Here is a 21,057-nt window from a genome sequence, read left to right as displayed (position 1 = left end):
CTCACTGGATGCCGAATTCCTTGCCGATGAAGTCGAAGATCTCGTCGTCGCCGGCGTCCGCCAGCTGCCGCGCGACGTCGGGTTCTTCGGTTGTCCCCACCAGCTCGTCCCGCAGGTGCGCGGCCAGTGCGGCCGCGGTCGGGAACTCGAAGACCACGGTGGAGGGCAGCCGGACCCCGGTGGCCGCGGCCAGCCGGTTGCGCAGCTCCACCGACGTCAGCGAGTCGAAGCCGAGGGCGCTGAAGGCCCGGTCGGGGGCGACGTCCGCGGGGCCGGTGTGGTCGAGGACGCGGGCCGCCTCGGTGCGCACCAGGTCGGTGAGCAGCTGGTCCTGCCGCGGCCGCGGCATGCCGGCCAGCCGTCCGGCGAAGTCGCTGTCCACTTCGGACTCGGGGTCGGCGAGCGCGGTGGCCGCCTCCGGGACCGCGGCGAGCAGCGGGCTCGGCCGGCGCACGGTGAACGCGGGCGCGAAGGCGGCCCAGTCGACGTCCGCCACGGTGACCGCGTCCTCGCCCGCGTCGAGGATCTGGCCCAGCGCGCGCACGGCGAGGTCGGGGTCGAGGGTGCGCAGGCCGTGCCGCACCGACCGGCCCGCTTCGGGCCCGCCTGCCCACGGGCCCCAGGCGACGGCGGTGGCCGGTTTCCCGGCGGCCCGGCGGCGCTCGGCCAGCGCGTCGAGGAAGGCGTTGCCGGCGGCGTACCCGCCGACCAGCGCGCTGCCCCAGGTGGCCGCGATCGAGGAGAACACCACGAAGGCGTCGAGGTCGCCGGCCAGTTCGTCCAGCCAGGCGGCCCCGGCGGCCTTGGCGGTGGCGACCCGGGTGAGCTCGGCCGCGGACGTGTCGGCCACCGCGGTGGCCTGGCCGACGCCGTCGGCGTGGACGACGGCGGACAGCGGCCCGAGCCGGTCGAGCAGCCCGGCCACCTGGGTGCGCCGGGTGGTGTCGCAGCCGGCCACGTCGACCGCGGTGCCCTCCGCGGCCAGTGCCGCGGCCAGGCGGGCGGTGTCCGCGGTGACCGGGGTGTCCGCGGTCAGCACGACCCGTGCGGCGCCGCGCCCGCCGACCCAGCGGGCGGCGTGCGCCCCCAGTGTCCCGGTGCCGCCGGTGACGAGCACGGTCCCGCGGGGCTGCCAGCTCTCGCCGGGGCGGGGGCGGCCCGCGCGGGTGAGCCGCCGCGCGAGGATGCCACGGGGCCGCAGGGCGACCTGGTCTTCGCCGGTGCCCGCCAGGACCCCGACCAGCCGGGCCGCGGTGCGTTCGTCCAGTGTGGACGGAAGATCGACCAGGCCGCCCCAGCGGTCCGGGTGCTCCAGGGCGGCGACCCGGCCGAGGCCCCAGACCTGGGCCTGCGCGGGCGAAGCGGACTCGCCGGGGCCGGTGGCCACGGCACCGCGGGTCAGCACCCACAGCGGGGCGTCGATCCCGGCCTTGACGAGCTCCAGGGTCGCGACCAGGCCCCCGGTCACCGTGCCGTGCACCGGGCGCTCGTCGAGGGCCAGCAGCGAAACGACCCCGGCGAGCGACGTCATGAAAGAGTCGTTCATGACGTCGGACGTCATGAACGACTCTTTCATGACATCCGGCGAGGCCGCGGTGACCACCTCGGCGCCGCGGGCGGTCAGGGCGGCGGCCACCGGGCGGGTCTCCGCCGGGTCGCCGACCACCAGCCAGGTGCCCGCCAGCACGGCCGGTCCCGCCTCGGCGACCGGGCTCCAGGTCACCCGGTAGCGCCGCCCGTCCAGCGCGCTGCCGCCGCGGCGGCGACGGCGGTACGCGGCCAGTGCGGGCAGCAGGTCGCCGAGCTTCTCGTCGTCGACGGCGAGGGCGGCGGCCAGCTCGCCGACGTCGCCGCTGTCGACCGCGGCCCAGAAGGCGTCGTCGGTGTCGTCGGCGACGGCGTCGGGCCAGAACCGGCGGTGCCGGAAGGCGTAGGTCGGCAGGTCGACCGTGCCGGCCCGGCCGAGCACCTCCGGCCAGTCCACCGCCACCCCGCGCACCGACGCTTCGGCGAAGGAGGTCAGCAGCCGCCGCTCGCTGCCGTCGTCGCGGCGCAGGGTGCCGGTGACGACCGGGGCGACCGGGGTGTCTACGGTGTCGGCGATCGGGCCGGTCAGCACCGGGTGCGGCGAAACCTCGACGAACACGCCGTAGCCCGACTCGCCCAGCGTCCGGACCGCCCGCTCGAACTCGACCGGCTCCCGCAGGCTCGCGAACCAGTACTCCGCGTCCAGTTCCCCGGCCGGCGCACCGGTCATCGACGAAATCATCGGGATCTCCGGCGGGCGCGGGGAAATCCCGTCCAGTGCCGCCAGGATCTCTTCGCGCAGCGCATCCACCTGAGCCGAGTGCGACGCGTAGTCGACCGGGACCAGCCGCGTCCGGAACTCCACGGCTTCCGCGAACTCCCGCAGCGCGCCCGGTTCGCCGGAGACCACAGTGGACAGTGGGCCGTTCACCGCCGCCACGGACAGCCGGTCGCGCAGGTGCGCCATCCGGTCCCGCACCTCCGCGGCCGGCGCGGCGACGGACAGCATCCCGCCGCGGCCGGCCAGGGCCGTCAACGCCTTGCTGCGGAGGGCGACCACGCGGGCACCGTCCTCGAGGGACAGCGCACCCGACACCACCGCGGCCGCGATCTCGCCCTGGGAGTGCCCGACGACGGCGTCCGGCACGACACCGGCCGCGCGCCACACCTCGGCCAGCGACACCATCACCGCCCACAGCGCGGGCTGCACCACGTCGGCGGAGTCCAGGGCATCCAGGTTCAGTTCGGCGAAGGGCGCCAACGCCGCTTCGCACTCCGCCAGCCTGGCCGCGAAGACCGGGCAGGAGGCCGCCAGCTCGCGGCCCATCCCGGCCCACTGGCTCCCCTGGCCCGGGAACACGAACACCGTGCGGCCGGGGCCGTGCGGCGGGGCGGTGCCGGTCACCACGCCGGCACCCGCCTGCCCGGTCGCGACCGCGGCCAGGCCGGCCAGCAGCTCGGCGCGGTCCTCGCCCAGCACCACGGCCCGCTGCTCGAACCGGGCGCGGGTCGTGGCCAGCGACCACGCCACGTCGACCGGGTCCAGCTCCGGGCGGGCCAGCACGAACTCGCGCAGCCGCCCCGCCTGCGCCGCCAGCGCCTCCGGGTCGCGCGCGGACACCAGCCAGGCCCCCGCCGACACGGGGACGGTGTCCTCGGCGGGTTCCGGCGCGGGCGGGGCCTCTTCGAGCAGGACGTGCGCGTTGGTGCCGCTCATGCCGAAGCCCGAGACCCCGGCGCGGCGCGGGCGGCCGCCGCCGGTCCACGGCACCGGCTCGGTCAGCAGCTCCACCGCACCGGACGACCAGTCGACGTGCGGTGTCGGCTCGGCCACGTGCAGCGTGCGCGGCAACGTGCCGTGCTGCAGGGCGAGGACCACCTTCATCACGCCCGCGACGCCCGCCGCCGCCTGGGTGTGCCCGAGGTTCGACTTCACCGAACCCAGCCGCAGCGGCTCGTCGCGGTCCTGGCCGTAGGTCGCCAGCAGCGCCTGCGCCTCGATCGGGTCGCCCAGTGCCGTCCCGGTGCCGTGGGCCTCGACGACGTCGACGTCCGAAGCGGACAGTCGCGCGTCCGCCAGCGCCGCCCGGATGACCCGCTGCTGCGAGGGGCCGTTCGGGGCGGTGAGGCCGTTGGACGCGCCGTCGGAGTTCACCGCCGAGCCGCGGACCACGGCGAGCACCGGGTGCCCGTGCCGGTGGGCGTCGGACAGCCGCTCGACCGCCAGGACGCCGGCGCCCTCGGCCATGCCCATGCCGTCGGCCGCGCCGGAGAACGCCTTGCAGCGGCCGTCGGCGGCGAGGCCGCGCTGCCGTGAGAACCCGACCAGGTCGCGCGGGGTCGCCATCACGGTGACGCCGCCGACCAGCGCGAGCGAGCACTCGTTCGCCCGCAGGGCGCGCACGGCCATGTGCAGGGCCACCAGGGACGACGAGCACGCCGTGTCCACCGTCAGCGCCGGGCCCTCCAGGCCGAGCAGGTAGGCGACCCGGCCGGACAGCACGCTGGTCGCGTTGCCGGTCATCAGGTGCCCTTCGAGCCCGGCGCCGCTGCCGGTGCGCGCCAGCCGGCTGCCGAGCTGGTCGTAGCCGGAGACGTAGCCGCCGACGAACACGCCGGTGGCCGAGCCGCGCAGCGACGCCGGGTCGATGCCCGCGCGTTCGAGGGCCTCCCACGTCACCTCCAACAGCAGCCGCTGCTGCGGGTCCATCGCGAGGGCTTCGCGCGGCGAGATGCCGAAGAAGCCGGCGTCGAACTCGGCCACGTCCTGCAGGAAGCCGCCTTCGCGGACGTACGCGGTGCCGGGCCGGTCCGGGTCGGGGTCGTACAGCGCGTCGAGGTCCCAGCCGCGGTCGGCGGGCAGGCCGGTGATCGCGTCGCCGCCGCCGTCGAGCAGCGCCCACAGGTCCTCCGGCGTCCGGACCCCGCCGGGGAACCGGCAGCTCATCGCCACGATGGCCAGCGGCTCGTCGACCGGCCGGGTGATGACCGGTGCGGCGGTCTCGGGACCGGCGGCTCCGGTGAGTTCCGTCCGCAGGAAGGCGGCGAGCGCCTCCGGGTCGGGGTGGTCGAACAGCAGCGTGGTGGGCAGGCCGAGGCCGGTGGCCGCGCCGAGACGGTTGCGCAGCTCCACCGAGGTGAGCGAGTCGAGGCCCATCTCGCTGAACGCACGGGCGGCCTCGAGCACCGACGCCGACGCGTACCCCATCACCTGGGCGGCTTCGGAGCGGATCAGCTCGGCCAGGACGCGTTCCTGCTCGGCCGGAGCCAGCCCGGCCAGCCGGTCGGCGAGCCCGGTGTCCGCCGCGGGCTCGGGCGCGTGGATCTCCGGCAGGTCCCGCATGAACGGCGTCCGGCGCAGCTCCTCGGCGCCGCGTTCGGTGGCCAGCGCGGCGAAGTCGACCTCCATCAGGGTCAGCACCGGGTGGCCGGGGTCCTCGATGGCCTGCCCCAGCGCCTGCACGGCCAGCCGGGGGTCCATCAGGACCTCCCACTTGTTGCGGGCCAGCCGCTGCCGGGCGCCTTCGCTGGCCTGCCCGATACCGCCGCCGTCCCACGGGCCCCAGGCCACCGAAAGGCCGGGCAGGCCGCGGGCGCGGCGGTCCTCGGCCAGCGCGTCGAGGAAGGCGTTGGCGGCGGCGTAGTTGCCCTGCCCGCCGTTGCCGAAGGTCGCCGACGTCGAGGAGAACAGCACGAACGCGTCGAGGTCGCGCCCGGCGGTGAGCTCGTCGAGGTGCACCGCGCCGGCCGCCTTGCCGGCCAGGGTGCTCGCCAGGCGTTCGGTGCCGAGCCGGTCGAGCACGCCGTCGTCGAGCGCCCCGGCCGCGTGCATCACGGTGGACAGGGCGGGCCCGGTGGCGTCGATCCGGTCGAGCAGCGCGGCGACGGCGGCGCGTTCCCCGGTGTCGCAGGCGACGACGTCGACCGCGGTGCCGGCCGCCGCCAGCCCGGCCGCCAGCCCGGCCACCCCGGCGGCGCCGGGACCGGAGCGGCTGGTCAGCACCACGCGCCGGGTGTCACGGCCGGTGAGCCAGCGGCCGACGTGCCCGCCGATCGCGCCGGTGCCGCCGGTGATCAGCACGGTGCCGCGCGGGACGAACCGCGGGCCGGGGACGGCGGGCAGCGGAGCACGGGCCAGCCGACGCGCCAGTATCCCGCTGTCCCGCAGGGCGACCTGGTCTTCGTCGCGCGCACCGAGCACGGCGGCCAGGCGGTCCGCGGCGCGGTCGTCCCACGCGGCCGGCAGGTCGATCAGGCCGCCCCAGCGGTCCGGGTGCTCGACGGCGGCGGTGCGGCCGAGGCCCCACACCGGCGCCTGGGCCGGGTGCGCCGGCGCCGGTTCGGTGCCGGCGGCGACCGCGCCGCGGGTCAGCACCCACAGCGGGGCGCCGATCCCGGCGTCGCCGAGCGCCTGCAGCAGGACGAGGGTTCCGGCCAGGCCGGTGGTGACGGCGGGCTGCCCCGGCAGCGGCGTCTCGTCCAGGCCGAGCAGGGAAACGACGCCCTCGGGCCGGTGTCCGGAGAGGGCTTCGGCCCAGGCGGCGCGGTCCGGAACACCGTCGAGGCCGACGACGACCACCTCGGCACCCCGCTCTTCGAGCGCCCGGACCACCGGCCCGCTCCGGCCGACGACGAGCCAGGTCCCGCTCAGGGCGGCCTCAACGCACCCAATGTGGCGTTCGGTGCGTCCAGCGCACCCAATGTGGCGTTCGGTGCGTCCAGCGCACCCAATGTGGCGTTCGGTGCGTTCAACGCACCCAACGCCACATTGGGGCGCTTCGGGGTCGGGCACCGGCGTCCACTCGACGCGGAAGCGCCAGTCCGCCACCGCCGAGCCGCCGCGCTCGGCCACGCTCGCCGCCGGCTTGCGGGCGTCCGGCCAGTAGCGGTCGCGCTGGAACGCGTACGTGGGCAGCTCGACCGTCCGTCCGGAAAGGACAGTGGTCCAGTCGACCGGGACGCCGTGCGCGGCCGCCGTGGCCAGTGCCGTCAGGAACCGGTCCGCGCCGCCGTCCTCGCGGTCGAGGGTGCCGGTCAGCACCGGGGCGGGCAGGCCCGCGTCCTCCGCGGTCTCGGCGATCGCGGCGGTCAGCACCGGGTGCGCGGAGACCTCGGCGAACACGCGGTGCCCGGCCGCGGCCAGCTCCCGGACGGCGTCGGCGAACCGGACCGGCTCGCGGACGTTCGCGTACCAGTACCCGGCGTCCAGCTCGGTCCCCGCCGTCCAGGCGGCCCGCACGGTGGAGAAGAACGGGGTCTCCCCCGCCTGCGGCCGGATCCCGGCCAGCGCGGCCGGCAGGGTCGCGGCGAGGGGCTCGACCAGCTTCGAGTGGGCGACGAAGTCGTTCGCCGGGATGCGCCAGCGCAGCACCTTCCGCGTGCGCAGCTCGCGCTCGAACTCGGTGAGCGCGCCGGGTTCGCCGGACACGACCGTGGTCGCCGGGCCGTTCACCGCGGCGACGGCGAGCCGGTCGCCCCACGGCCCGAGGAGCTCGCGCACCGCGTCCGCGGGCATGACCACCGACAGCATGCCGCCGTCGACGTCCAGGTCGCTCAGCGCCCGCGACCGCACCGCGACGACCCGGGCGGCATCCTCCAGCGACAGGATGCCCGCGACGCAGGCCGCGGCGATCTCGCCCTGGCTGTGCCCGACGACGGCGTCCGGCACGACCCCGGCGGCCCGCCACACCTCGGCGAGCGACACCATCACCGCCCACAGCACCGGCTGCATGACGTCGGCGGTGTCCAGCGGCCCGGCCAGCGCCTCGACCGGCTCGAAGTCCACAAAGGACCGCAGTGCCGTCGCGCACTCGGCGAACTTCGCCGCGAACACCGGCGACTCCGCGAGGAGCTGCCTGCCCATCCCGGGCCACTGGCTGCCCTGGCCGGGGAAGACGAACACGAGCCTGCCGTCGGTGACCGTGCCGGTGACGACGCGGGCCGCGGGCTGCGCGGTCGCCACCGCCGCCAGCCCGGCGGCCAGCTCCTCGCGGTCGGCGCCGAGCACCACGGCCCGGTGGCCGAACGCGCTGCGGGTGGTGGCCAGCGACCAGCCGGCGTCGGCCGGGTCGAGCTCCGGGTGGGCCAGCGCGAACTCGCGCAGCCGCCCGGCCTGCGCGGCCAGGCCCGCCGCGGTGCGCGCGGACACCGGCCAGGCGGCCAGCGACGGCGTCAGCACCGACGGCCCGGTGACCGGCCGGGACGGGACCTCGGCTGCCTCTTCGAGGATGACGTGGACGTTGGTACCGCTCATGCCGAACGCCGAGACGCCGCCGCGGCGCGGGGCACCGGTCTCCGGCCACGGACGCTGCTCGGTGAGCAGCCGGACGTCACCGGCGGCCCAGTCGATCTCGGCGGACGGCGGGTCGGCGTGCAGGGTCTTCGGCAGCGTCCGGTGCCGCAGGGACAGGACCATCTTGATCAGGCCGGCCATCCCGGCGGCGGTCTGCGTGTGCCCGATGTTGGACTTCGCCGAGCCCAGCCACAGCGGCCGGGCGCGGTCGCGGCCGTAGGTGGCCAGCAGCGCGTGCGCCTCGATCGGGTCGCCCAGCGTGGTTCCGGTGCCGTGCGCCTCCACCGCGTCGACGTCCGATGTGGACAGTCCGGCGTTCGCCAGCGCGGCCCGGATCACCCGCTGCTGCGCCGGCCCGCTCGGGGCGGTGAGGCCGTTGGACGCGCCGTCCTGGTTCATCGCGGTGCCGCGGACCAGCGCGAGCACCGGGTGGCCGAGCCGCCGCGCGTCCGCCAGCCGTTCGACGGCGACCACACCGGCGCCCTCGGCCAGGCCCATGCCGTCCGCGGCGGCCCCGAACGCCTTGCAGCGGCCGTCGGCCGAGAGCCCGCGCTGGCGCGAGAAGCCGACGAACTGCCCGGGCGTCGCCATCACCATGACCCCGCCCGCCAGTGCCAGGGTGCACTCGCCGGAGCGCAGGGCCTGGGCGGCCAGGTGCAGCGCCACCAGGGAGGAGGAGCAGGCCGTGTCGATCGTGACGGCCGGCCCCTCCAGGCCGAGGGTGTAGGCGAGGCGGCCGGAGATGATGCTGCCGGAGTGGCCGGTGACCAGGTAGCCCTCGGCGCCGCCGTCGCCATCGGCCAGGCCCGCGCCGTAGCCGGTGAGCGCGGCGCCGGCGAAGATGCCGGTCGCCGAGCCGCGCAGCGTCTCCGGGTCGATGCCCGCGCGTTCGAGGGCTTCCCACGACACTTCCAGCAGCAGCCGCTGCTGCGGGTCCATGGCGAGGGCTTCGCGCGGGCTGATCCCGAAGAAGCCGGCGTCGAACTCGGGCGCGTCGTAGAGGAACCCGCCGGCGCGGGCGTAGGTCCGGCCCTGGCGGTCGGGGTCCGGGTCGTACAGGCCGGTGTCCCAGCCGCGGTCGGCCGGGAACCCGCCGATCACGTCGGCCCCCGCGGCCAGCAGGTCCCAGTACTGCTCCGGGGTCGCGACGCCGCCCGGGAAGCGGCAGCCGATCCCGACGATGGCGATCGGCTCGGCCGGGTCGGCGACGGTCACCGGCGTCAGCGTCGTGGATTCCGCGGTGCCGAGCAGCTGCCCGATGATGCGTTCGGCCAGCGCCGCCGGGGTCGGGTGGTCGAACACGGCCGACGACGGCAGTTTCGCGCCGGTCGCGGCTTCCAGCTGCTTGCGCAGCTCCACCGCGGTGAGCGAGTCGAACCCGAGGTCGCGGAAGGCGCGCGTGGCGGGCACGTCCTGGGCCGAGCCGTGGCCGAGGGTGGCGGCCGCGTGCGCCCGCACCAGGTCGGTGACGATCCGGGCGCGCTCGGCGGCCGGGGCCGCGGCGAGTTTTGCGGCCAGCTCACCGGAGGGAGCCGGAGTGTCGGCCGGGCGCGTCTCGGTGACGCGCTCCAGCAGCGGGCGGGGCCGGGCGGCGGTGAAGACCGGCGCGAAGCGGTCCCAGTCCATGTCGGCGAGGGCCAGGTAGGTGTCGCCGTCGGCGAGGACGCGGCCCAGCGCGGTCAGCGCCGGCCCTGGCGCGAGGAAGTGCATGCCCTGCCGCAGCAGCCGCGCCGGGGTGACGCTGCCCGGCTCGTGCGCGGCGGCCGCGTTGAGCGCGTCCCAGTCCCGGGTGTCCCAGACACCCCAGGCGATCGAGGTCGCCGGCAGACCTCGGGCGCGCCGGCGCTCGGCCAGCGCGTCGAGGTGGGCGTTGGCGGCCGCGTAGCCGCCGTGCTCGTTGCTGCCCCACGCGGCGGCGATCGAGGAGAACAGGACGAACTCGTCGACGTCCGTGGCGAGCTCGTCGAGGTGGGTGGCGCCGCCGGCCTTGGCCTCCAGCGCGGTCGCCAGCCCGGCGTGGTCGGTCTCGTCGAGGCGGGTGAGGTGGAAGACGTTGGCCGCGTGCAGCACGGTGCTCAGCGCGGGCCCGGTCGCGGCGATCCGGTCCAGCAGCCCGGCGACGTGGGTGCGTTCGGCGATGTCGCAGGCCACGACGTCGACGGCGGTCCCGGCGCCGGCCAGGGCCGCGACGAGCGCGGCCAGGTCCGTCGACGGCCCGGACCGGGTGGGCAGCACGACCCGGCGGGCGCCGCGGGCGGCCAGCCACGGGCCGACGTGGCGTCCGATCGAACCGGTGCCGCCGGTGAGCAGCACGGTGCCGCGCGGGGTCCAGGACGGCTCGCCGGTCTTGGCGCGGGGTGCGCGTTCGAGCCGGCGGACCAGGGGGCCGCCGGGCCGGAGCGCGACCTCGTCCTCCCCGGTGCCGGCCAGCACCGCGCACAGGGCCGCCGGGTCGAAGCCGGCTTCGGGCAGGTCGATCAGGCCGCCCCAGCGGTCCGGGTGTTCGAGCCCGGCCACCCGGCCGAGGCCCCACACCTGCGCCCGCACCGGGTCCGGCGCTTCGCCCGGGAGGGCCGCGACCGCGCCGCGGGTCAGCACCCACAGCGGCGCGGCGAGGCCCGCCCGCACGAGGTCCAGGACCGCCGCGGTGCTCTCCGCCAGGGCCAGCACACCGGCGAAGCCGCCGTCCGGCAGGGGTTCCCCGGCCCGGGTCACGACGGTGGTGGCGCCGTGGGTTGCGAGTGCGTCGACGTACTCGCTCGCGTCGGCGGTGCCGGCGACCACCAGCCAGGTGCCGGACAGCGCCGCCGGGCCGGGCGCGGCGGGCGTCCAGGTGACGCGGTAGCGCCAGCTGTCGGTGCGGTCCGCGACCGGCGCCGGACCCGGCCAGTACCGGCGGCGCTGGAAGGCGTACGTGGGCAGCTCGACGTTCTGTCCACTGAGGACGTTCGTCCAGTCGATCCGGACGCCGTGGACGTACGCTTCGGCGAGCGACCGCAGCAGCCGCCGGGCACCGCCGTCATCGCGGCGCAGGGTGCCCACGGCCACCGGGCCGTCGAGGGTGTCGGCGATCGCGCCGGTGAGCACCGCGTGCGGGGACGTCTCCACGAAGACGCCGTGGCCCGACTCGCCGAGCACCCGGATCGCCCGCTCGAATTCGACGGGTTCGCGGAGGCTGGCCGCCCAGTACGCCGGGTCCAGCTCCGGGCCGGTGAGCCACTCGCCGGTCATCGCCGACACCATCGGGATCTCCGCCTCACGCGGTGAGATCCCGTCGAGCACACGCAGGATCTCCTCACGCAGCTCGTCGACCTGGGCCGAGTGGGACGCGTAGTCCACCGGGATCATCCGAGTGCGGACATCGGCGGCTTCGGCCAGCTCCCGCAACGCCTCCGGCTCGCCGGAGACCACAGTGGACTGTGGGCCGTTCACCGCCGCCACCGACAACCGCTCGCCCCACGGCGCGATGCGGGCACGCACGGCCTCCGCCGGTTCGGCGATCGACAGCATCCCGCCGTGCCCGGCCAACGCGGTCAACACCTTGCTGCGAAGGGCAACCACCCTGGCACCATCCTCAAGGGACAGTGCGCCCGACACCACGGCCGCCGCGATCTCACCCTGCGAGTGACCCACCACGGCGTCCGGCACCACACCGGCGGCCCGCCACACCTCGGCCAGGGACACCATCACCGCCCACAACGCCGGCTGCACCACATCGGCAGAGTCCAGATCATCCAGATCCAGGTTCACGTAAGGCGCCAGCGCCGCGGCACACTCGGCCAGGCGGGCGGCGAACACCGGCGACACCTCGGCCAGCTCGCGGCCCATCCCGGCCCACTGGCTGCCCTGGCCGGGGAAGACGAACACCGTCCGGCCCGCGCCCGTGTCCGGGACCGCGCCGGTCACCACGCCCGCCGACGGCTGCCCGCTCGCCAGCGCGGCCAGGTCGGCACGGCGGCCGCCGACCACGACCGCGCGGTGGGTGAGCGCCGCCCGCGTGGTGGCGAGCGACCAGCCGACGTCCGCCGGATCGGCCGTGACCTCGAGGAGGTTCGCCGCCTGCGCGGCCAGTGCCTCGGGGGTGTGGCCCGAGACGAGCCAGGCGGTTTCGCCGTCGAGCACCCGGACGCGCGGCTCGGCCGGTTCGGCCGGGTCGTCGTCTTCGGCGGGCTCGGGGGCGGGCGCCTCCTCGATCAGGACGTGGGCGTTGGTGCCGCTGATCCCGAAGCCCGAGACGCCGGCGCGGCGCGGGCGGTCGCCGGCGGGCCACGGCTCGGCCTCGGTCAGCAGCCGCACCGCGCCCGAAGACCAGTCGACGTGCCGGGACGGCTCGCCGGCGTGCAGGGTGCGCGGCAGCAGGCCGTGGCGCAGGGCGAGGATCATCTTGATCAGCCCGGCGACCCCGGCCGCGGCCTGGGTGTGGCCGATGTTGGCCTTCACCGAGCCGAGCCACAACGGACGGTCGTCCGGGCGGCCGGCGCCGTAGACGCGCAGCAGGGCCTCGGCCTCGATCGGGTCGCCGAGTGCCGTGCCGGTGCCGTGCGCTTCGACCGCGTCGACGTCGGCGGGGGTCAGCTTGGCCGAGGCGAGGGCCGCCTCGATGACGCGCTGCTGGGACGGGCCGTTCGGCGCGGTCAGGCCGTTGGACGCGCCGTCGGAGTTCACCGCGGAGCCGCGCACCACCGCCAGCACGGGGTGGCCGAGCCGGCGGGCGTCGGACAGGCGTTCCAGCACCAGCATCCCGACGCCCTCGCCCCAGCCGGTGCCGTCCGCGCCGTCGGCGAAGGCCTTGCAGCGGCCGTCGGCGGCCAGGCCCTGCTGGCGGGCGAACTCGGCGAACAGCCCCGGGGACGCCATCACCGTGGCGCCGCCGGCCAGTGCCAGCGAGCACTCGCCGTTCCGCAGTGCCTGCGCGGCCAGGTGGACCGAGACCAGCGACGACGAGCACGCGGTGTCGACCGACACCGCCGGGCCCTCCAGGCCGAGCACGAACGCCACCCGCCCGGACAGCACGCTGTTCGCGGTGCCGGTCAGCAGGTGGCCCTTCGCCTCCTCGGCGTCCATCGGCAGGCTCGTGCCGTAGCCGGAGGAGTAGACACCCGCGAACACCCCGGTCGCGCTGCCGCGCAGGGACAGCGGGTCGATGCCGGCGTGCTCCAGCGCCTCCCAGGCCACCTCCAGCGTCAGCCGCTGCTGCGGGTCCATGGCCAGTGCTTCGCGCGGGCTGATCCCGAAGAACCCGGCGTCGAACTCCGGTGCGTCGGCGATGAATCCGCCCTGGCGGGTACCGGAAACGCCGGCGTCGTAAAGGTTTTCGACGTCCCAGCCGCGGTCGGCCGGGAACGCGGAGATCGCGTCGGTGCCGCCGGCCACCAGGTCCCACAGCTGCGCGGGGCCGTGCACCCCGCCGGGGAACCGGCACCCCATGCCGACGACCGCGACCGGCTCCTGCGCGCGCCCGGCCAGTTCGCGCAGCTGCCGCCGGGTCCTGCGCAGGTTGGCGGTCGCCAGCTTCAGGTAGTCGCGAAGCTTTTCTTCGTTCGCCATCTCGCCACCGTTTCCCGGCCCGCCGAAACCGTTCCGATTCGGGGCCGCCCCAGGGAAAACCGCGGGGCAACGCCCGCCACGATCTGTCCGGAGGCTACTACGGACACCGGGCTGTTCAGCCGAGTCGCGGCAGCAGCTGAACACCTTAACCGAAATGGCGATTTCACGTTGTCAAACGACAGTTAATCGACCGGAAAACCGGGCGGCACAAAAAAGAAGGCCACCGGAGAGCTGGGGATCTCTCCGGCGGCCGCTTCGGGGAGCGGGGTCGTTACCAGACCCCGGGCACCAGGCGCTTCGTCGCGGCCCGGTAGCGCTCGTAGGGACGGCCCAGCACCCGCGTCAGGACCTGCTCTTCGACGTCGATGCGCACCAGCACCGAGGCCAGCGGCAGCACGACCGTGCACAGCAGCGACAGCCAGTTCCCGGCCGCCAGGCCGTAGCCCCCGGCCAGCAGCAGGACGCCGTTGTAGGACGGGTGCCGCACCCAGCGGTACGGGCCGCGGGTGACGACCTCCTGGCCGCGGTCGACCTCGACCGTGGTGCGGAACGCCCGGCCCAGCACCACGACCGACCAGGCGCGCACGGCCAGCCCGGCCACCATCACGGCGAGCCCGGCGGCCGGCGCCCAGTGCGGGTGGCCGAGCGCGGCGAACCGGATCCCGCTGTCGGCGGGCAGGACGACACCGAACACGGTCGCGGCGAGCGTGGCGGACAGCGTCAGCGCCACGACCACCCAGCGCGTGCCGCGATCGGCGGCGGCCGAGCCGCGGCCACGGCGCCGGTCCCGGACCACCAGCCCGATTTCCAGGGCCAGCCAGAGCCACGACGTGAGGTGGACGGCGGTGAGCATGACAGGACTCCTTTCTCCGAGCGGGATTCGGGTTTGTTCAGCGGGTCACTTCGCGAACGCGGACCGGACCCGCTTGCCGTTCGCGATGCCGACCACGCCGAGCAGCAGCACGCCGCAGACGGCCTGCTCGATCTTCATCCACGTCGGGAACCCGCCCGGCAGCGCGATGATCACCGCGATGACGACGACCATGATCGCCGAGACGAGCCGCAGCCGCAGCAGCGCCCGCGGGTTGCCCTTCGCCGCGCCCGACGCGAACGACAGCATCAGGAACGCGGTGACGGCGACGATCGAGCCGCGGATCCACACCGCGTCGGTCACCAGGTCGGGGTTGTTCCGCATCAGCACGATCGCGCCGAGCGTGAGGACGCTGAGGACCAGGTAGCAGGTGACCAGGCTCTTCACCGTGCCGAGCGCGGCGCGGGCTTCCGAGCCGGCGATGTTCCGGTTGGCGGTCTTGGCGTTCACCGTGCCTCCTTGAGATTTCACATGACTTTTCCGGGAAAGCCCGGTCGTCGCCGTCGGCGGCGCTTTCACTGGAACCATCATCGCGAAAACGCGGCGGCACCGGCAGTGAGTTCGATCATCGAGCGCCCGTGACATTTGTAATATGGGCGGGTTTGGGGGCCGATCGACGGAAAGTCCGGATTCGCCGGTTCGGCGGCGAATCCACACCGGAAGGGCACCACGGCGGCCCCGCCGCCGTCAAGGCCGGGCCCCGCGGACGCGAACGGCGCCGCCCCGGAGTCCGGGACGGCGCCGCGCGGGTGGTCAGTCGAACAGGTCCGGCTCTTCGCGGGCGATCTGCTCGAACAGCGGCTGGAACTGGATCCAGCCCGCGTACTCGTGCCCGGACTGCTCGTGCGTCAGCTTGGCGTTCTCCACCGAGATCTCCCGGGTGGGCCCGGCCGCCTTGGCCGCCAGCTGCGCCTGCGCCGAGCGCTCCATCGTGATGAACCACCAGGCGGCGGAATCGACCGTCGTGCCGACGGTGAGCAGGCCGTGGTTGCGCAGGATCGCCGCCTTGTGCGACCCCAGGGTGCGGGCGATCCGGCGGCCCTCTTCCAGGTCGTTGACCAGGCCGGTGTAGTCGTCGAACACCGCGTGGTCGTCATGGAACACGCACGCGTCCTGCGTGAGCGGCTCGAGGTGCTGCCCGGTCGCCGACAACGCCTTGCCGTACAACGAATGCGCGTGCGCCGCGCCGACCACGTCCGGGCGGGCCTGGTGGACCGACGAGTGGATGACGAAGGCCGCCTTGTTGACCAGGTACTCGCCCTGGACGACCTCGCCCTGCCCGTCGACGAGCAGCAGGTCGCTCACCCGCACGTGGCTGAACGGCACCGCGAACGGGTTGACCCAGAAGTAGTCCGTGAACTCGGGGTCGCGGGCGGTGATGTGGCCCGCCACGCCCTCGTCGAAGCCGAACCGGCCGAACAGGCGCAGCGCCGCGGCCAGCCGCTCCTTGCGGTGCCGGCGTTCCTCGGCCGGATCGGCGAACTGCGGCGGCGCGGTGGAGCGGTAGTGCCGCACCAGTTCCGGCTCCGGGATCGGAGCGAGGTCCGCGGCCGTCAACGGCTCCCTGGTGGTCATGTCACTGTCTCCCTGGCTCGAACGGGGTGGCCGGCCGGGGCGCGGCAGCCGCCGCACCCCGGCCGGGGCGGGGGTCACACCGGCGCGGCGGCGGTTTCGGTCCGCTCGGCGGCTTCGGCGGCCTCGGTGGTTTCGGCGGCCGGGCCGGCCGGCTGGGCCGGGACGCTCAGCCCGGGCACGGTCAGTTCCGGGACGACCTTGACCGCCTCCAGCGCCGCCTCGATCGCCTCGGCGAGGGTCGGCGACACCGAGTCGTCGAACTCGATCTTCGTCACCGGCACCTCGGCGTCGGTCGGCAGCCGGTCGTCGCCGAACGAAGCGTCGGCGTGAATGGCACCCTTGAGCGTCACCGATTCTTCGTCGGTGATCTCGCGGTTGAGCACCAGGGAGAACTTGTATCCCATTGTCCGTCACCTCTTGGTTGATTCCGTCACGGGGCCCGGAAATGTGCATCCGTCGGCGATCACGCACGTTAACCAGCGCACCCGGCCGGAAGCAAGCGAGGTGTTCAGCTGCGGACCGCAGTTGAACGGACGGACTCCGGGTATGTTCCCCGTCCATTACCAAGCGTCCATTACCGAGCGTCCATCACCAAGCGGAGTGTCATGTCCAGCACCCAGCCCACCGACAGCCTCTGGTGCCGCCGTTACCGGGAAACCGCCGATCCCGCCGTGCGGCTCGTCTGTTTCCCGCACGCGGGCGGTACCGCGCCCTTTTACCGGCCGTTGTCGTTCGCTTTGAAATCCGCCGTGGACGTCGTGGCGATCCAGTACCCGGGCCGGCAGGACCGGCACCGGGAACCGGCCATCGACTCCGTCCGGGCGCTCGCCGACCGCGTCCACGAAGTGCTGGCCGCCGAGCCCGCCCTGCCGGTGGTCCTGCTCGGCCACAGCATGGGGGCGGTCGTCGCCTTCGAGGTCGCCCGCCGGTTCGAGGCGGCCGGGCAGGTCCCGGTGCGCCTGGTCGCCTCCGGCCGCCGCGGGCCGGCCACCCGGCACACCGAAGCCGTGCACCGCGGCGGCGACGCGGCGATCCTCGCGGAGATCCGCAGGCTGAACGGCGCCGCCGCGGCCGTGCTCGACAACGAAGAGCTGATGCGCGCGGCCCTGCCCGCCCTCCGGGCCGACTACCGCGCGGTGGAGACGTACTCCTGCGGCCCGGACGTCACCGTGGCCTGCCCGATCACCGTGCTCACCGGCGACGCCGACCCCAAGACCCCGGTGGCCGAAGCCCGCGCCTGGGAACGGCACACGACCGGCGGGTTCGACCTGCGGGTGTTCCCCGGCGGCCACTTCTTCCTCACCGATGCGATGCCGGAGGTGGCCGGGCTGCTCGACCGCTGCTTCGCGGCCGGGTTCCCACGTCATGAACGACTCTTTCATGACGTGGGACGTCATGAAAGAGTCGTTCATGGCACCCGGCAACCCAGCCGGTGACCGCCGCAGCTGAACGGCCCGGGCCCGTCGCCGGGCCCGGGCCGGGTCATTCCGCGGCTTTGGTGCGCATCGTCCAGTGGAACTCCGGCACGGGCCGGGCACCGGCCGGCGTTTCCGCCACCCGCTCGAAATGTTCGTAACCGCCTTGGTGCGGCAGTTTGATTTTGTCCTCCCGCGCGTCCACCTCGCGGACGCGGGCGGCGCCGTCGATGCTCGCGGGACCACCCACGAGCCGGACCGTGACCGGATTCACGGCCGAAACTTCTTCGACGATTTTTTGCATGACCTTTTCCCTCCGCATGCCGAAGGATTGTCCGACGGGAGACATTCCCGCCGTCGGCGGCGACGATATCGCACGGATCACATTCCCCGGTGCCGCAGTTGAACGCCCCGGATCCGCCTCCCCCGGACGGGCGATGACGAATGTCATGCCCAGCCGGTGCGTGAACTCACTACGTCCGGCGCGCCCGCCGGGTGATGGTGGTACGCGCGGAGGAAGAGGAACGAACGATGACGACGAACGCGACCGCGGCCGGGACCTGGCCTGCCGACAGCACCCAGCGCTGGGCCCAGGGCTGGCGGCGGTTCGCGCTGGCCTCCGGCATGCTGATCTACCCGGTCGCGACGGCCGTGGCGGTCCCGCAGCACGTGCAGGGCGCCGACGCCGTGACCGGGCTGCTGATCGTCGTCGCGTTCTGCGCCTGCTACGCGCTCGCCGCACTGGCCGCGACCCGCCTGGCGTGGCGCCGGTTCTGGTGGCTGCTCGGCGCGATGACCGCGCTGTTCCTCGCCGAACTGCCGTTCGCCCAGACCGAGTCGTTCTTCCTCGGCGCCGTGGTGGTCGCGGTGGCGACCTTCTTCATCGGCAGGCGGGCGGTCCCGCTGGTCGCCGCCGCGGTGCTCGCCAGCATCGTCGTCCCGTGGGCGGTCCGGCCCTGGCACAGCGGCGCGGGCTGGCTCGAGGCGATCATGATCATGAGCACCGTCCTCATCGTCTACGCGTTTTCCGAAATGGTGCGCGCCAACAACGCCCTCATCGAGGCCAGGGCGGAGGTCGCCCGGCTCGCCTCCGACGCCGAGCGCACGCGGATCGCCCGCGACCTGCACGACCTGCTCGGCCACTCGCTCACCGCGATCGCCGTCAAGACCGACGTCGCGCACCGCATCGCCGCCCGGGAGGAGTCCGGCACGTTGCAGGAAGTCACCGAGATCGGGAAACTCTCGCGCCAGGCGCTGGCCGACGTCCGCGCCGCCGTGTCCGGCTACCGGGACGTGACGCTGGCCAACGAGCTGGCGCGCGGCAAGGAACTGCTGCGCGCCTCGGGGATCACGCCCGACCTGCCCACCGCCACCGACGTCGTGGACGTGGCGCACCAGCAGCTGTTCGGCTGGGTCGTGCGGGAGGGCATCACCAACGTCGTCCGGCACGCCCGCGCCGGCCGGTGCACCGTCCTGCTGGCCGCGGACTGGGTCGAGGTGCACGACGACGGCGCCGGGCGCGCCCCGGCGACCGCCGGCAACGGCCTTTCCATGCTGCGCGAGCGGGTGGCGCTCGCGGGCGGGCGGATGGCGGCCGGCCCGGCTTCGTCGGGGTGGTGCCTGCGGGTGTCCCTCGAGCCGGCGACGGCGGTGCTGTCGTGACCATCCGGCTGCTGCTGGCGGACGACCAGGAACTGATCCGCGAAGCACTCTGCTCCCTGCTGAGCCAGGAAGCCGATTTCGAGGTGGTCGCCTCGGTCGGCCGCGGCGACCGGATCGTCGAGGCGGCCGCGTCGGGACGGCCCGACGTCGCCCTGCTCGACATCGAAATGCCGGGCCTGGACGGGCTCGCCGCCGCGGCCGTGCTGCGCGACCGGTTCCCGGCGTGCCGGGTGGTCATGCTGACCACGTTCGGCCGCGCGGGCTACCTGCGCCGGGCCATGGAGGCGGGCGCGGTCGGGTTCGTCGTCAAGGACTCCCCCGCGGACGCGCTCGCGGACGCCATCCGCCGGGTGCGGGCCGGGGAGCGCGTGGTCGATCCGGCGCTGGCGGTGGCCACCATCGCGGCCGGGGAGTCACCGCTCACGGCGCGGGAGCGCGACGTGCTGACCGCCGCCCGCTCGGGCGCGACGGTCGCCGAGATCGCGGCGAACCTCTACCTCTCGGTGGGCACGGTGCGGAACTACATCTCCGCCGCCACCACCAAGACCCGGACGCGGAACCGGATGGAAGCCCTGCGCGTCGCCGACGAACGCGGCTGGCTTTGAAAAAGATTTACTTTTCCGGCAATTTCACCGGCAGTCCGAGAGCGGCGCTCCGGCTTGACAAGAATTTTGAAACGGACATACCGTTTAGTGAGTAACAACCCATCGTTTTACCTGGCCAAGTCTTGACACGATCGAGTGAACTGGGGATGCTGTAAGCAGCGCTAACAATTTTGCGGATGCCGACAGCAAACACTGGGGATCTTCATGAACGACTGCTGCAGAGAAGTGCGTTCGGCGACCATCCGGCAGAAAACCCTTCCCGTGGCCACCGTCCGGTCCGGACGGCATCTGCACCCGTGCGGCAGTCCGGCCCGGGTGCTGATGCCGTTGTCCGGCAACACATCGGCCGCGCCGGCCGCCGTCGGGCGCGAGCCGCGAGCGACCGCGGGCCGCCCGCTCGCCGTGTCCCGTTAATTTTTCGTTCAGCCGCGCGCGGGTTTCCTGTCCCGGATTACCCCCGCACCGGTTTCACCACCGCTCTACATCTGGGGAGATGAGCAACGTGACAGCGCAAGGTGCCTGGACTCTCGAACCGGGCGAAGTGACAACTCTCCGAACGGCACCCGAATATCCCGGCAACCGACGGCGCGGCGCCACCGTCCGCCTCCCGTTGAGTGCGCTCCGGCCCGCCGATTCCCCGCGCGGCAGCGGCGCCGACGCCGAGCACGTCGCCCGGTTGACGGCCATCGAGGGCCCGCTCCCGCCGATCCTCGTCGACCGCCGGACCCTGCGGGTCATCGACGGCACGCACCGGCTGCTGGCCGCGGCCGCGGCCGGCCTGACGACGATCGAAGCCGAGTACTTCGACGGGCCCGCGGAGGAGGCGTTCCTCCAGGCGGTCCAGGCGAACGTCACCCACGGCCTGCCGCTGTCCCAGGAGGACCGGCGCCGGGCCGCGGCGCGCATCGTCACGTCCCACCCGCACATGTCCGACCGGGCGATCGCCGACATCTCCGGGCTGAGCGCCAAGACCGTGGCGATCGTCCGCCGCACGCTCGGGCCGTCGACCGCGCAGCCCACCGCCCGGATCGGCCGAGACGGCAAGATCCACCCGCTGGACAAGGCCGCGGGCCGGCACCGCGCCGCCCGGCTGATCGCCGAAAACCCCGGCGCGTCACTGCGCGAGATCGGCCGCCTCGCGGGGGTCTCCCCGGCGACGGTCAGCGACGTGCGCAAGCGCCTCGCCTCCGGCATCCCCGTGGCGGGCGACCCGGTTCCGGCCGCGGCGCCCGCACCCTGCCGGACACCGGAGCCGGAGCCCGTGCCGGAGACCGAACCGGCCCCGCCCGACCTCGGCAAGCTGGTCGGCAACCTGCTCCGCGACCCGTCGCTGCGGACCAAAGAGGACGGACGGCAGCTGCTGCGGCTGTTGCACCGCAACGCCCGCGAGCAGTCGGATCTGTCCAAGCTGGCCACCTGCGTGCCGCCGCACTGCGTCGAGGTGGTCCACGGACTCGCCCGGCACTACGCCGAAATGTGGCTGGCCTTCGCCCAGCAGCTCGGCTGACGCCCAGCGGTCCCCGCCGGCGAGGCCCGGTCTCGCCTCCCCCACCCGTCCCCTCC

10 protein-coding genes are annotated in these 21,057 nt (G+C 74.5%); 4 read left to right on the top strand and 6 right to left on the bottom strand.

The genetic code is table 11. The features are described from left to right. Nucleotide 1 precedes the first annotated feature (1 nt). The 5 genes from BLW76_RS49215 to BLW76_RS48595 form a co-directional block, all read right to left on the bottom strand. Nucleotides 2–13,366, bottom strand: coding sequence for a type I polyketide synthase (locus tag BLW76_RS49215; protein ID WP_091309773.1), 13,365 nt, complete (start codon nt 13,364–13,366; stop codon nt 2–4). 271 nt (nt 13,367–13,637) lie between these two features. Then, nucleotides 13,638–14,219 (bottom strand): methyltransferase family protein, encoded by a 582-nt coding sequence (locus BLW76_RS20450; protein ID WP_091309770.1) that lies wholly within the window; start codon nt 14,217–14,219, stop codon nt 13,638–13,640. A 45-nt stretch (nt 14,220–14,264) separates the two neighbouring features. Then, nucleotides 14,265–14,687, bottom strand: coding sequence for a hypothetical protein (locus tag BLW76_RS20445; RefSeq protein WP_244170239.1), 423 nt, complete (start codon nt 14,685–14,687; stop codon nt 14,265–14,267). A 303-nt stretch (nt 14,688–14,990) separates the two neighbouring features. Beyond that, nucleotides 14,991–15,812, bottom strand: a complete 822-nt coding sequence (locus BLW76_RS20440) for a class II aldolase/adducin family protein (protein WP_091309768.1) — start codon at nt 15,810–15,812, stop codon at nt 14,991–14,993. 74 nt (nt 15,813–15,886) lie between these two features. Beyond that, the gene (locus tag BLW76_RS48595) at nt 15,887–16,216 is read right to left on the bottom strand and encodes a hypothetical protein (protein ID WP_091309766.1); all 330 of its coding nucleotides are present in this window, start codon (nt 16,214–16,216) and stop codon (nt 15,887–15,889) included. Between the two features lie 201 nt (nt 16,217–16,417). Here BLW76_RS48595 and BLW76_RS20430 point away from each other — a divergent pair, with 201 nt between their 5' ends. Then, nucleotides 16,418–17,248, top strand: coding sequence for a thioesterase II family protein (locus BLW76_RS20430; protein WP_091309763.1), 831 nt, complete (start codon nt 16,418–16,420; stop codon nt 17,246–17,248). A 46-nt stretch (nt 17,249–17,294) separates the two neighbouring features. Here the strand turns inward: BLW76_RS20430 and BLW76_RS47860 are convergent, their stop codons facing one another. After that, nucleotides 17,295–17,678, bottom strand: coding sequence for a DUF5988 family protein (locus BLW76_RS47860; RefSeq protein WP_143060655.1), 384 nt, complete (start codon nt 17,676–17,678; stop codon nt 17,295–17,297). Nucleotides 17,679–17,758: 80 nt separating this feature from the next. On the opposite strand from BLW76_RS47860, the gene BLW76_RS20420 reads away from it, so the two are divergent. From BLW76_RS20420 to BLW76_RS20410, 3 genes are all read left to right on the top strand, one after another. Continuing rightward, entirely contained in the window at nt 17,759–18,889 is a 1,131-nt protein-coding gene (locus tag BLW76_RS20420; protein ID WP_091309759.1) for a sensor histidine kinase, read from the top strand. Then, complete coding sequence (locus BLW76_RS20415; protein ID WP_091309757.1) at nt 18,886–19,494, top strand: response regulator transcription factor; 609 nt, start codon at nt 18,886–18,888, stop codon at nt 19,492–19,494. Before BLW76_RS20420 ends, BLW76_RS20415 begins: the two co-directional genes overlap by 4 nt. Before the next feature lie 610 nt (nt 19,495–20,104). Continuing rightward, nucleotides 20,105–21,001 (top strand): ParB N-terminal domain-containing protein, encoded by an 897-nt coding sequence (locus BLW76_RS20410; protein ID WP_244170238.1) that lies wholly within the window; start codon nt 20,105–20,107, stop codon nt 20,999–21,001. The last annotated feature ends 56 nt before the right edge of the window (nt 21,002–21,057 follow it).

The organism is Amycolatopsis tolypomycina, from assembly GCF_900105945.1.
GTDB lineage: Bacteria > Actinomycetota > Actinomycetes > Mycobacteriales > Pseudonocardiaceae > Amycolatopsis > Amycolatopsis tolypomycina.
This window is presented reverse-complemented; position numbering and strand designations above follow the sequence as displayed.